The 13,155-nt window shown below is 39.3% G+C and carries 16 protein-coding genes; 11 read left to right on the top strand and 5 right to left on the bottom strand.

Translation table 11 applies throughout. The features are described 5' to 3' along the window. The first annotated feature begins 65 nt into the window (after positions 1-65). From HJC33_RS05520 to HJC33_RS05485, 8 genes are all read left to right on the top strand, one after another. Positions 66-1,043 carry an NAD(P)H-dependent flavin oxidoreductase gene (locus tag HJC33_RS05520; protein WP_171657802.1) on the top strand — a complete coding sequence of 326 codons (978 nt, stop codon included), beginning with the start codon at positions 66-68 and terminating at the stop codon, positions 1,041-1,043. Between the two features lie 56 nt (positions 1,044-1,099). After that, a complete protein-coding gene (locus HJC33_RS05515; RefSeq protein WP_171657801.1) occupies positions 1,100-2,059 on the top strand; it encodes a YheT family hydrolase in 960 nt (319 codons plus the stop codon). A 103-nt stretch (positions 2,060-2,162) separates the two neighbouring features. Then, the gene (locus HJC33_RS05510) at positions 2,163-2,642 is read left to right on the top strand and encodes a c-type cytochrome (RefSeq protein ID WP_171657800.1); all 480 of its coding nucleotides are present in this window, start codon (positions 2,163-2,165) and stop codon (positions 2,640-2,642) included. 62 nt (positions 2,643-2,704) lie between these two features. Next, positions 2,705-3,082, top strand: coding sequence for a nuclear transport factor 2 family protein (locus HJC33_RS05505; protein WP_171657799.1), 378 nt, complete (start codon positions 2,705-2,707; stop codon positions 3,080-3,082). 10 nt (positions 3,083-3,092) lie between these two features. Further along, positions 3,093-3,809, top strand: coding sequence for a membrane or secreted protein (locus HJC33_RS05500; RefSeq protein WP_171657798.1), 717 nt, complete (start codon positions 3,093-3,095; stop codon positions 3,807-3,809). Between the two features lie 3 nt (positions 3,810-3,812). Next, on the top strand, positions 3,813-4,622 hold the full coding sequence (locus HJC33_RS05495) for an META domain-containing protein (protein WP_171657797.1): 810 nt from the start codon (positions 3,813-3,815) through the stop codon (positions 4,620-4,622). A gap of 46 nt (positions 4,623-4,668) precedes the next feature. After that, positions 4,669-5,253 carry a DinB family protein gene (locus HJC33_RS05490; RefSeq protein ID WP_171657796.1) on the top strand — a complete coding sequence of 195 codons (585 nt, stop codon included), beginning with the start codon at positions 4,669-4,671 and terminating at the stop codon, positions 5,251-5,253. 58 nt (positions 5,254-5,311) lie between these two features. Continuing rightward, complete coding sequence (locus tag HJC33_RS05485; protein ID WP_171657795.1) at positions 5,312-5,590, top strand: hypothetical protein; 279 nt, start codon at positions 5,312-5,314, stop codon at positions 5,588-5,590. 10 nt (positions 5,591-5,600) lie between these two features. On the opposite strand, the gene HJC33_RS05480 is transcribed toward HJC33_RS05485, so the two are convergent. Both HJC33_RS05480 and HJC33_RS05475 read right to left on the bottom strand, forming a co-directional pair. Next, positions 5,601-7,142 (bottom strand): SulP family inorganic anion transporter, encoded by a 1,542-nt coding sequence (locus HJC33_RS05480; RefSeq protein ID WP_171657794.1) that lies wholly within the window; start codon positions 7,140-7,142, stop codon positions 5,601-5,603. A gap of 264 nt (positions 7,143-7,406) precedes the next feature. Next, positions 7,407-8,324 (bottom strand): nicotinic acid mononucleotide adenyltransferase, encoded by a 918-nt coding sequence (locus HJC33_RS05475; RefSeq protein ID WP_171657793.1) that lies wholly within the window; start codon positions 8,322-8,324, stop codon positions 7,407-7,409. Positions 8,325-8,448: 124 nt separating this feature from the next. On the opposite strand from HJC33_RS05475, the gene HJC33_RS05470 reads away from it, so the two are divergent. Further along, entirely contained in the window at positions 8,449-9,450 is a 1,002-nt protein-coding gene (locus HJC33_RS05470; protein ID WP_171657792.1) for an NAD(P)H-dependent glycerol-3-phosphate dehydrogenase, read from the top strand. Here HJC33_RS05470 and HJC33_RS05465 read toward each other — a convergent pair. Genes HJC33_RS05465 through HJC33_RS05455 form a run of 3 tightly spaced genes read right to left on the bottom strand, consistent with a single transcriptional unit; the run spans position 9,447 to position 11,806 of the window. Next, positions 9,447-11,114, bottom strand: a complete 1,668-nt coding sequence (locus HJC33_RS05465; protein ID WP_171657791.1) for a glycerol-3-phosphate dehydrogenase/oxidase — start codon at positions 11,112-11,114, stop codon at positions 9,447-9,449. The two genes, HJC33_RS05470 and HJC33_RS05465, sit on opposite strands and share 4 nt — an antisense overlap. 26 nt (positions 11,115-11,140) lie before the next feature. Then, on the bottom strand, positions 11,141-11,449 hold the full coding sequence (locus tag HJC33_RS05460) for an antibiotic biosynthesis monooxygenase family protein (RefSeq protein ID WP_171657790.1): 309 nt from the start codon (positions 11,447-11,449) through the stop codon (positions 11,141-11,143). Next, positions 11,450-11,806, bottom strand: coding sequence for a hypothetical protein (locus HJC33_RS05455; RefSeq protein WP_171657789.1), 357 nt, complete (start codon positions 11,804-11,806; stop codon positions 11,450-11,452). 61 nt (positions 11,807-11,867) lie between these two features. Here HJC33_RS05455 and HJC33_RS05450 point away from each other — a divergent pair, with 61 nt between their 5' ends. Together HJC33_RS05450 and HJC33_RS05445 are read left to right on the top strand one after the other, a co-directional pair. Continuing rightward, positions 11,868-12,392: a CvpA family protein gene (locus tag HJC33_RS05450; protein WP_171657788.1), complete on the top strand. Its 525-nt coding sequence runs from the start codon at positions 11,868-11,870 to the stop codon at positions 12,390-12,392. Between the two features lie 187 nt (positions 12,393-12,579). Beyond that, positions 12,580-13,092, top strand: coding sequence for a CAP domain-containing protein (locus HJC33_RS05445; protein ID WP_171657787.1), 513 nt, complete (start codon positions 12,580-12,582; stop codon positions 13,090-13,092). Positions 13,093-13,155 lie beyond the last annotated feature (63 nt).

Raw genomic sequence — 13,155 nt, 5'->3', positions numbered from 1 at the left:
GAAAACTAAGACCCTCTGGTCGAAGAATTAATTTTACTTTTAAACATAGTTTAACATTATATAGCATGAGTCAAAAAGCCCAATTTATCCAAGACCTGTCATTACCTGTTGTGGCAGCACCCATGTTTTTGATTTCCAACCCTAAACTGGTTGTGGAATGTTGCAAGAATGGTATCGTGGGAACATTTCCTGCATTGAACCAACGCACTAGTGAAGGATTTGAGGAATGGCTCATCCAAATAACAACTGAATTACAGCAATTTGAGGAAGAAACTGGTAAAAAACCTGCGCCGTTTGGAGTAAATCTTATTGTGCATCCTACCAATCCCCGTTTGGAAGCCGATGTTAAACTGTGCATGAAACACAAAGTGCCCTTGGTGATAACATCTTTGGGTGCTGTGAGCATGGTTGTGGACGCCATACACAGTTATGGTGGTCTGGTCTTTCACGATATTATCAAAAAACGCCATGCAGAAAAAGCTGCTGAAGCTGGTGTGGATGGTCTTATTTTGGTATCTGCTGGTGCAGGAGGGCATGCAGGAAACATTAACCCTTTAAGTTTGGTGGCAGAAATCAAAAAATTCTTCAACAAGACAATCTTACTTTCAGGTTGCATCAGTACAGGTAGAGATATTGCCTCTGCGCTTCAAATAGGTGCCGATTTGGCCTATATGGGAACTCGCTTTATCAATACCGAAGAAAGCAAGGCCCCAGATGAATATCGACAAATGATCATTGAAGCTGGCGCAAATGATGTGGTCTATACCGCAGCCATTTCTGGGGTACATGCCAATTTTTTGGCAGCCAGTCTAAAAGCTGCTGGAATTTCTGAAGAAGACCTCAAAAAAGACCACAAAATTGATTTTGGAAAGGAATTGGATACCGAAGCCAAAGCCTGGAAAACCATATGGTCAGCTGGGCAAGGGGTCACTTCCATAGAAAATATACTTCCGGTGGAAAAGCTTGTGGATACTTTAAAAAGTGAATTCAAGTCCTCAATTGAGGAACAAGCAAAGCTTTTAGAAACTTTCCCGAAAGACTAGAACCCTTATTTTTGGCATCTATCTGAGGTAAATCCATTTCAAAACATTCAGGAACAATGCCAACAATATCACCCAACTATCGACCTTCCTTGTTTTTTAGAAGTGGTCATCTTGCCACTATTTATTGCGGGTTGTTCCGAAGTGTTGATGGAGTCGTTCAAACCAGGGAAAGACTCCATTTAAGTGATGGTGATTTTTTGGATTTGGACTGGAGCTCTTCAAAAATTCCCAGCCATAAACTGGTGATTTTGTTGCATGGGCTGGAGGGAAACGCCCAACGCCCCTACATTACAGGAAGCGCAAAACTTTTCAACAAAAATGGATTCGATGCCTGTGCTGTTAACTTACGCGGGTGTAGCGGCGAACCCAATAACCTTTACCGTTCCTATCATTCTGGAGCAACGGAAGACCTCAACGAGGTCATCCATCACATTGTTGCAACTAAAAAATACGCAGAAATCTATATCAAAGGTTTCAGTCTTGGTGGAAATCTAACACTTAAATACTTGGGTGAGGGCAATGTTATCCCCAATGAAGTGAAAGGCGCGGTTGCAGTATCAGTCCCCTGTAGTCTGCAAAGTTCTTGCGAACAACTACTTACCTCCAAAAACATTTTATATGCAAAGCGGTTTAAAAAACATCTTATTGAAAAGCTCAAACAAAAACAACCTGCTTTTCCTAAACTGATTACGGATTCAGATATTGCAAGCATCAAAACCTTAAAGGACTTTGATGATATTTATACCAGCAGGGCGCATAATTTTAATGATGCGTTGGATTATTATACCCAATGTAGCTCCTTGCAATTTTTGCCAAATATTAAAGTCCCTGCTTTGATCATCAATGCAAAAAACGACTCATTTCTGGGACCTGAATGCTATCCTCATAAAGAATCAAAAGAAAATGCCATGTTGTTTTTGGAAGTTCCGAGCTTTGGCGGCCATGTTGGTTTCTGGGGAAAAAACAATATTACTTACACAGAAAAAAGAGCCTTGGAATTTTTTAACTCCCTCTAAGCTTCGCTTATTGCTAAAACCTATTTTAAAAACTGATGAAATACACCCTAATTCCCTATATTAGTGGTTGCAATTACTCAATATTACAACTGAAATTAACACAATGAGAAAATTACTCCTGTTTTTGGCATTGGGAGCCTTAGTGGCTAGCTGTGGCGGAAAAAAAGAAGAAAAAAAAGACGGATTTGAAGTAAGTAGAACCAAAACGGAAGACAAAAAGGCCCAATCCAGTGAAGGTGTGCCTGTAGATTTGGACAATAAAGGAGTTGGCCCCATAAAAAATTTGGATTTTCCTGCTGATATTGATTCCGAGATGGCTGCCCGCGGTGAAGCCAAGTTCAATGCAGTATGCGTAGCCTGTCACATGATTGATCAGCGCATGATCGGTCCTGCCCTCAAAGGAGTTTATGAGCGCCGTAGCCCAGAGTGGGTCATGAACATGATGTTGAACCCAGACGGAATGCTTAGGGAAGACCCAATTGCAAAAGCACTATTAAAAGAGTATAACAATGCCATTATGCTCAACCAAAATCTGACAGAAGAAGAGGCTCGCGATTTGGCCGAGTATCTTAGGACACTATAAAGTTTTATTTAAAATCTTTGAAATGCTGTTATCTTTATACATAAGGTAACAGCATTTTTAGTATGGATTTAGCAGCAAACAAAGCCAATGCAATAGCCTTTTACAAAATGGCTTATGAAGGTAAGCCCAGAGAGGCTGTTGAACAATATATTGGTTCAGAATACATTCAACATAACCCAGATGTTGGTGACGGGACAGAAGGTTTCATTGCCTATTTTGAACGAATGAAGCGGGAATATCCAGAAAAGTCCATTGAATTTGTGCGATGCATTGCAGAAGGGGATTTGGTAGCGCTGCACACCCATCAGACTTGGCCTGGAAACGACGAATATGTGACCATGGATTTTTTCCGTTTTGATGCCTCCGGTAAAATATGCGAACATTGGGATGCCATACAACAAATCCCAGAGAAATCGGCAAATCCAAATACTATGTATTAAATCCATCTCCATGAAAAAAGTATTGCTAACCATCATCTTATGCCAAAGTTTATTGGTATTGAAAGCACAAAATTTTGAAGGTGCTTGGGCATCTACTTCAACCAATGCTAAAGGCGTTGAGGTCAGCCATGTTGCCATAATTTCTGGCGACTATTTTTCTGAAGCTTTTTATGATAAAAAAACAGGCAAGTTCATAGGGACATGGGGAGGAACTTTTACAACAACTGAAAACACCTTTACCTATACGTTTGAATATGTTTCTTTTGACCCTGAATTGGTTGGAACATCCAACAGTATTGCTTATCAGTTTTTAGATGGGAAAATTTTAATGGACGATAAAATATGGGCCAAGATTGATAACGGCAATCCGGGAGAATTAAATGGAGCTTGGCTTATTTCTGGAAGGATGCGTAATGGAGAAATTAGAAAACGTGATACTTCTGGACCACGCAAGACCATGAAAATTCTTTCTGGCACCCGATTTCAATGGATAGCTTACAATACCGAGACCAAGGAGTTTATGGGCACTGGGGGAGGCACTTACACTACTGTTAATGGAAAATATACAGAACATATTGAGTTCTTTTCCAGAGATGATTCCAGGGTCGGGGCAAGTCTTCAATTTGATTTTGAACTAAAAGATGGGGATTGGCACCATTCAGGATTAAGCAGCAAAGGTCAACCCATCTACGAGATCTGGAGCAAAAGATCTTCTCTAAAAAACTGAACCATGAAAAACACATTCCTTTTTGTTTTTGTCATTTTTCTGATGTCTAACTGTGTGGATAAAAAGAAGAAAACCATAGTGCCAAAAGAAGGCGCCGAGATTCAGGACACCATACCAGCTGAAGTGATTGAGCCTGAAGCGGTAGAAGTGGATGAAAGTTTTTTTAAAGCCCAAGGTGATGAACCTACTTGGGCGTTGAAACTTCTTGATGACCAAGTTGAATTGAAAATTGATGCAAACATTATCACAACGCCAACAGTGGAACCCATAATTTTGGAAAGTTCCAATTTAAGAATGTATCGCATTAAGACCGAAGCAACTTCAATGGATATCATTATTGCACAAAAAGAATGCATTCATCCTGATACTGGACTGAAATCTCCATATACCGTCACCATTTCATACAAAAAGGCTGAAGAGGAAGCATCAAGTGTGCTGGAAGGTTGCGGCACATATACCTCAGACCCAAAACTGGACAATACTTGGATTCTAGAGGAGATGGGCGGTCGCCAAGTATCAAAATCAGACTTTAACGGAAATGAAGTCCCATACTTTCAAATGGACCTGAAAAATTACACCTTTTCTGGACTCGCCGGTTGCAACCGAATGAATGGCAGTTTTGTTTTTGAAAAAGGAGTGCTAAAATTTCCTCAAGTGGCCACAACCAAAATGGCTTGCCCAAATGTAAAGGCAGAAACTGAATTTTTAACTGCACTTCAGAATAGTGCTTCCTATAAAATCGATAATAAAAAATTGATGCTCTTCAATAAAGAACAAAATCAACTGTTGACTTTTTTTTCTCGGAACAAATAACAATAGAGCATTATTATGCTATCCTCACGTATAACATACTCACATCATGAATAAGACCATTTTTACCATCACCTTTGTTTTAATTTTTTTTCAAATGCAGGCACAAGAACTTCCGTATCACGAAATTCCAGATTATCCAAAAGATTATAGCCCTGGCAATGTTGCAGCTAGAATGATAGACGGTCTTGGGTTTAGATATTATTGGGCCACCGAAGGTATAACCCAAAAGGATTTGGAATACAAGCCTACTGAAGAAGCAAGAACCTTGATGGAGACACTTCAACATATTTATGGAATGTCGGAAATGATCATGAACGCACCCACCGCCACTCCCAATATCCGTCCAGCAGATTTTTCTGGTTATTCTTTTGAAGAACTTCGGAAAGGAACCTTAGAAAATCTTAAGGCTGCCAGTGAGCTTGTGCAAAACAAAAAGGCTGAAGATTTTGAAAGTTTTGAGGTGATTTTCCAAAATGGAGACAAACAAACGCCTTTTCCCTATTGGAATTTAATCAACGGCATGCTCTCTGATTGCATTTACCACACGGGGCAAATAGTGATGATGCGTAGAATCACTGAAAACCCCATCAACCCAAAGGTGAATGTTTTTATGGGCAAAATCAGAACCTAGTAAAGGCCTTTTGTAACAAAATACCATTTTTTGCAACCCATAATTAAAGTAGAACAAAATGGGTTCAGCAAGCCAACCAATGTTAGTGGTCAAAGCCAATAGGGCTTTATTGAAAAAGCGTCGGAGTTTCAAAGAAATTCGTGAAGCTTACGATGGTTACTTGAATGAAACACAACTACAATTCAAAGAGCTTACTCCTTTTGAGCAAAAGAAAATTCGAGATAAAATCATCAGGCAAGCCAAAAAAGATAGACTTGATGAAATAAAAATTTCACTCCTCGCTCTGGTAGTTTTAGTTGTCTTATGTTTTGGAATTTACTCCTTCTTTGTTAATTGAAGCAGACTCCCTATTTATAAGGCCAAATTTTATCAACCGCTACTTTATAGGTTGGGTCTTCCAGTACATTCACCTCAATGATGTCATCAGCATTTTTGAGCAAGCGTATACAATCTTTGCTCAGGTGTTTTAGGTGTACTTTTTTGCCCACTTTTTTATAACGTTCTGTGATTTTACTCACGGCTTCAATGGCTGACATGTCCACCACCCTACTTTCAGCAAAATCAATAATGATATCATTGGGGTCGTTCTGCACATCAAATTTCTCTGCGAACAAAGTGGTACTGCCAAAAAACAATGGGCCATATATTTCATAATGCTTTACCCCCTCTTCATCGGTATATTTTCTGGCTCTAATACGAATTGCATTGTCCCAGGCAAATACCAATGCGGAAATGATAACGCCTACCAAAACGGCCAAGGCTAAATTATGTAAGAAAACAGTCACCAAGGTCACTAAGACCATTACCAAAACATCTGATTTTGGCATTCTTCTAAAGGTTCTTAAGCTGGCCCATTCAAAAGTTCCCAAAGCCACCATAATCATCAAACCTGTGAGCGCTGCCATGGGGACTTTTTCTATAAGGCTGGAGCCAAACATGATAAATGCCAACAACATCACGGCCGCCACAATTCCAGATAATCTTGCTCTAGCTCCATTTGAAGTATTTATCAAACTTTGACCAATCATTGCGCAACCTCCCATTCCAGAGAAAAGTCCAGAAAGGATATTTGCAGTTCCTTGTGCCACCGCTTCTTTGTTTCCTCTCCCGCGCGTCTCAGTAATTTCATCCACGATGTTTAGGGTGAGCAGACTTTCAATAAGTCCAACACCAGCAACAATGGCCGCATAGGGGAATATAATTTTCAAAGTTTCCAAATTGAAAGGCAAATCGGGAATATGGAAAGGTGGAAATGTTCCTTCAATGGAAGCAATATCTCCAATGGTTCTGGTATCAATTCCGAAGAAAAAAACAATGCCAAAAATCAAGAGTATGGCCATTAAAGACGCCGGTACTACTTTGCTCAATTTAGGAAGACCCCAAATAATCAACATGGTCAGAAGCACCAATCCCAAAAAAACATAAAGCGTAGTTCCGCTCAGCCAAGATCCATCGACTGTTTTGAATTGATCTAGTTGGGACATGAAAATAATAATGGCCAATCCATTTACAAATCCGAAGATTACGGGGTGGGGAACCAAACGCATCAATTTTCCCAATCTTAGAAACCCCGCAGCCATTTGAAGCAGTCCTGCCAAAATTACCGTAGCAAAAACATACTCAACTCCAAAATCCTTGGCCAAGTTTACAATTACCACAGCAACAGCACCGGTTGCACCAGAAATCATTCCGGGCCTACCTCCCAAAATGGATGTTACCAAGCCCATAACAAAAGCGGCATACAATCCTGTTAAGGGGGATAATCCAGCTATTAGGGCAAAAGCAATGGCTTCTGGCACTAAAGCAAGAGCCACGGTTAATCCAGATAAGACTTCTGTACGGTAGTTTACTTTCTGAGAGAAATCAAAAAGATTAAGGTATTTTTTCATCTTCCGATTATAAGGAGGCAAAAATAACACTAATCATCAGTTTAGCACTATTCCCAAAAAGAATTGAGGATATGGCAATGGTTTGTGACATTACTGCCAATGTTTCAAGGTTTTACCGAAAAAAATGAATAGGGAAGCATCCTTTTTCAGTCTAAATTAATGGCGTAAAAAAAGAACCGCCCTAAACTAGGATGTTTAGGGCGATTCTTAACTAAATAACCAACCAAAAAACTTGTATATATAGTCGAACACTATTTTTATTCCTTACATTTTTCGTTGTCTGGCAACGTTCATAGTAGCATTTTTAACTTTTGTTCTTGCCTTGCCTGAACTACCGGTTTTTAAATACTGCATATATCCTCTTCCGGTAAACTCATAGACTGTTCCGCTAGCTACGTGGTACAACTCAATGGTACTATCATTAATAACGTATAGTTCAAAATAATCATTGCCCAAGAAATCGTAATCCAATGTTAAAGTTTTAAGCGTATCATCATTGGCCACATCATACACGGCATAATCTCCCTCATAGTCCCACTGCAGATTTATTAGAGATGTCCCGGACGCATCTATGGATGATCTGAACAATCCATCATTATTGGATAAAAACTGTAGGTAATTTTCATTATCAAAATCATTGACAGCTCCTTCTTGACTGGTATAGGTTTTTTCCCAAGCTTCGTATTCCTGCAAGAAATAGTGAATATTGTCATAGAAAATCATGTCATAATCGAAGCTATTCCTCTGATAACCTCTCAAAACATAGGTTGTATTAGATTGCGGATCGCGCAGTTCCAATGTATGGTTATTCATTTCATATACATCCAACAGCCAAAGGCCATCAACATCATGATCAATCTCAACACTTCCAAAAAGAATGTCATAAGAACCTACATCAATCCCTAAACCGTTTCCGGTTTTTCCGATACCAACCAAGTTATTATTGGCTAAAACGGTACCTCTATCAAATGAAATGGTAAATGCATGCTGCAAAAAAGCGACTTCTCCATTACCACGGGTTTCATGGATGTCCACATACCACAAATCGTAGGATTCCAAAGTAAGAGCAGCATTATAAGGCGGTTCCACATAGAAATCATCTTCAAAGACCACTTCTGTGTAACAAGAGCTGGCCAAAAGACCAGTAAAAAGTATCCCAAATAGTAATTTTCCAATTTTCATAATCGACAGGTTTTGGTTCAGCCTATATAAACCAAGCACCATGCCAAAATTCATAACATTATGATAATCAGTTATTAATGTGCCCTTTAATATATTTTTTAGCTTTGCCTGCTAAATGTTGGGAATGGAGAACAAACTACGTTTTGGAGTTTTTGGTGGTGGAAGTTGGGGAACTGCCATCGTAAAAATGTTATCTGAAAATTTGGATAATATCGGCTGGTACATGCGGAACGAATCTGCCATAAGGCACATCACAAAAGAAGGGCATAATCCCAATTATTTGAGCTCTGTAGAGTTTGATTTGGAAAAACTGACCCTTAGCCATGACATCAATGAAGTTATTGATGCTTCAGATGTGCTCATTTTTGCCATCCCGTCCGCTTTTGTGGAACAGGAACTAAAAAACCTACGTGTTTCTCTCAAAGAGAAAATTGTTTTTTCTGCCATTAAGGGAATTGTACCTGAAAGTGGTGAAATTGTGGGGGAACATTTCCATGATCAATATGAAATTCCATTTGAAAACATTGGAGTCATCACGGGGCCTTGTCACGCTGAAGAGGTAGCTTTGGAACGTCTTTCTTATCTTACCATAGCTTGTGCAGATGAAGCAAAGGCCCAATGGGTGGCTGATGTATTGAAAAGTTCCTATATCCGCACCAAAATTTCAGATGACATTATTGGAACCGAATATGCTGCGATGTTGAAGAACATTTACGCCATGGCTTCAGGGATTGCACACGGCCTTGGATACGGGGACAATTTTCAAAGCGTATTGATGAGCAATGCCATTCGCGAGATGAAACGATTTATTGATAGGGTCTATAAAATGAAACGCAATATCAATAACTCGGCTTATCTAGGGGATTTGTTGGTGACCTCCTATTCCGTGTTCAGTAGAAACCGAATGTTGGGTAATATGATTGGCAAGGGATACACCGTAAAAAGTGCCATGATGGAAATGAATATGGTCGCCGAAGGTTATTATGCTACTAAAAGTGCCCATCTTTTGATGGATAAATTGGAAAAGAAATCCAAAACCCCCATCATCAACGCAGTCTACGATATCCTATACAAAGAGAAAAGCCCTAAAAAGGTGTTTGCCAAACTTACCGAAAAGTTGGATTAATCTCTATGTAAAGAGAAGTTGGAATGGACTTCCAATTCCTGCTCCATGGCTTGTTTCCATTGGTTCAGCTGTTGTTGATCGTTATCAAAGATTTCCTTAAAGTCTTTGAGCAATGCTTCATAATATTGACGAACACTACCAATATCAAAATACAACCGGCCCGTTCTTCTAATGAAAAAGTCCATGGGGTTGGTTACCATTTCATACTGAATCGCAAATCGTAGTTCTGCACGTAATAACCGTAGATAAACATCTTTGTTTTTCAATGAATCATACTCATCCAAAACCTGTTCTGTCTGTTTCCCATAAGTAGTGACCAAGTACCAAGCATCATAATCTGTCAGTCCATCAACTTTAATTCGGTCAAAAACCTCAGCAATGTATTTTTTTACATGTTTTGACTTTTTGAAATCATTACCGCACAGAGGAATCTGATCCGTAGTACAAGGTTCGGTTTTTATCCCCTCATCCTCTTCCATTTGTTTGGTTATTCTATTCACCACACGCTCTGCCATTTTACGGTATCCTGTTAATTTTCCACCTGCAATGCTGACCAATCCTGTATCTGAAGTAAAAATTTCATCCTTTCTGGAAAGTTCCGAAGCAGATTTCCCTTCTTCATGAATCAAAGGACGTAATCCAGCCCATGAAGAAATAATATCGTCCAATTCCAAATTAATCTCCGGGAACATATTGTTCACTGCTGAAATTAAATAAATGGCATCGGCAATATCTGTGGTCACTTGGTCTTTGTCCAAATTGAAATTGGTATCGGTAGTGCCTACATAAGTAACCTTGCCACGAGGGATGGCAAACATCATCCTACCATCTGGAATATCAAAATATACGGACTGTTTTACGGGTAATTTTTCCTTCGGAAAAACCAAATGCACTCCTTTGGTCAAATGAAGTCGTTTCCCCTTTTTAGATTTATTCACAATCCGAAGCTCATCTACCCAAGGTCCCGCAGCACTAATTACATACTTTGATCTTATTTGAAATTCTTCTCCTGAAATTTCATCGCTTACCTTGGCCCCTGTTACTTTTCCATTTTCGTAAATGAAATCAGTGACCTTGGCATAATTAAGGGCCTTCGCCCCAAAACCTAAACTTGTTTTAATGTTTTCTATGGTCAAACGGGCGTCATCTGTCCGGTATTCGGCATAATACCCTGCACCATTCAAAATCTTTTTGGGCAACAGCGGTTCCAGTTTTAAAGCCTCTTTCTTTTCAAGCATTTGCCGTTTGTCATCTCCTGTCACTTGGGCCAAAATATCATACACTTTTAGGCCGATGGATGTCAACCATTTTCCATAAGAGCCTCCTTCAATCAAGGGTAGAAGCATTTTTTCGGGCAAAACCAAATGTGGAGCCAGTTTATGCACAATAGCGCGTTCTGAGCCCACCTCCTTCACCAACCAAAAATCAAATTGCTTTAAATATCGAAGGCCTCCATGTATCAACTTGGTGGATTTACTACTCGTGCCCGAAGCAAAATCGCCTTTCTCCAATAATAGCACTTTCAATCCTCTGGACGCTGCATCCAAAGCAATTCCACCTCCGGTGATACCACCTCCAATAACCAAAAGATCAAAAGTCTCTTTAGTAATGGCTTGAAGTATTTCCTTCCTGTCCAGATTTGAAAATCTAATGGTCTCTTTCATATCACACAATTGTATATGGACTAAAACTATTGGCCAAACTCATATTCACGCTCCACTTTGCAAATTCTGACTTTGTACCATGAATACCATTCCCGTATTCCCCTTCTTTGCGCAACTTTATGGTCTACATGCGATTTCCAGTCGGCAATAGCTTCAAGGTTTTTCCAATAACTAATTGTTATCCCAACTCCATCCCTTGCACTTTCAACATCCAAAAAGCCCGATTGTTGTTTGGCAAGTTCAACCATTTCCTGTGCCATTTCAGCATAACCATTATCCCCATCTGTACGTTTACTGGTAAAAATTACGGCGTAATAGGGCTGTTCTAGTTCCATTTAGTTAATATATTCTTTCTCCAAAAAATAATTGACCAAAGCCTCTTTCATTAAAATAGTTTGTTCACCTGCTTTTAATGGTGGAAGCTCTTCTTTTATGGCATAATGTGGCCATCCATCGTCATCAAAAAAGTCAAAATCATAATACCCATAAGGCTCTAACAAACGGCAAATGGCAATATGCATCAGGTTGACCTTCTCATCTTTTTTAAAGGTCCTTTGAAAATCGCCCAATTCCTGCACTCCGACCAAATAAATAATTCCATCCATTTCCAAGGGGTCACCATCTGAAAATTGTTCAGACAATTTGGCCACCAAAACCTCCCATCTTTCGCGTAATATTTCGTCTCTAGCCATTGGCGTTTTTAAGAGATCCAAAGGTACAAATCAATATCCTATATTTGTTGAAAGCGCATTTATGAGTTTCTTGGATATTGTTATTGGGATTCTATTGGTCTGGGGCTTGTTTAAAGGTCTAAAAAACGGCCTCTTTGTGGAAATTGCGTCCTTAGTGGCTTTGATTGCAGGAATTTATGGGGCCATCCATTTTTCCTATATCACTGCAGACTATTTGTCCGAAAACATGAATTGGGGACAACAGTACATCAAAATCACCGCTTTTTTGATTACTTTTTTTGCTATTGTTTTGATTGTCCATTTTGCGGGTAAATTTTTAACAAAGATTGCTGATTTTGCCATGTTAGGTCTTCTGAATAAAATTGCCGGCGGCATCTTTGGTGCACTCAAGGTTGCCATAATACTAGGGGCCTTGCTCATCTTTTTTGACAGGCTCAATTCTTCGTTTAACTTCATTAACGAAGAGACTAAAAAAGAATCTATTTTCTATGAACCTGTAAAGGAAATAGGGGCATTTGTCTTTTCCTTTGTTCTTGAAAAAAAAGAACAGGATCCACCAGAAACGGAAAATTCTCAAATAATATAAAACGTTCCTTTTTATCGACAAAAGGCATCTGTTTTTCTAGAAAAAAGGTTAACATATTACAATCCTGCATTTTACCGTTAGAAAAAGCCATCCTATGGAATTTTTATGGCATTCATATAGCCTGACCCTAGTTTAGCCAACGAGAACATAGGGATTGCTAGAACCGGTCCCACAATTACCCCCGAAAATGAAAAAGTTATTTGGAGCAATTTTTATTGTTGCGCTGGTAGCACTGGCAAGCATGTGTAGCACCCCCTCAGTTTCAGAAGAGGAAAATGAATTTAATGAAGCCTTATTGGGAAATGAAAAAATAGTTGTTGATTCAGAAGCTTTGGAAAAAGAACTATTGGACTTGGTGAATGACCATAGGTCAACCAAGGGGCTACCAGTTTTAGAAGATAGTCCGTCCTCTTACAAATATGCTGAAGAACACAACAATTACATGATTTCTAAAAATGAACTGAGTCATGATAATTTCAATGCAAGAGCTACCAAAATTGCAGAAGAGACTACAGCCGTTGCCGTGAGTGAAAATGTGGCCCGCTATTATACCTCAGCTGAAAAAACCCTGGAAGGTTGGCTTAATAGCGCTTCCCATAAAGAAGCATTGGAAGGAAACTATAGTCATACCACCTTGAGTGTTCAACTTGATAAGGATGACAGACCTTATTTTACACAGATTTTTATTAAAGTGGAATAACTACCAACATATATTAGTGTGAAAGAGAGACCTGCCCCGTTTGCAGGTCTTTTTTGTTTTCGA

Source organism: Flagellimonas amphidinii, from assembly GCF_013090115.1.
GTDB classification, from domain to species: domain Bacteria; phylum Bacteroidota; class Bacteroidia; order Flavobacteriales; family Flavobacteriaceae; genus Flagellimonas; species Flagellimonas amphidinii.
Note: the sequence above shows the minus strand (reverse complement) of the source record. Positions and strands in the feature narration are given on the sequence as shown.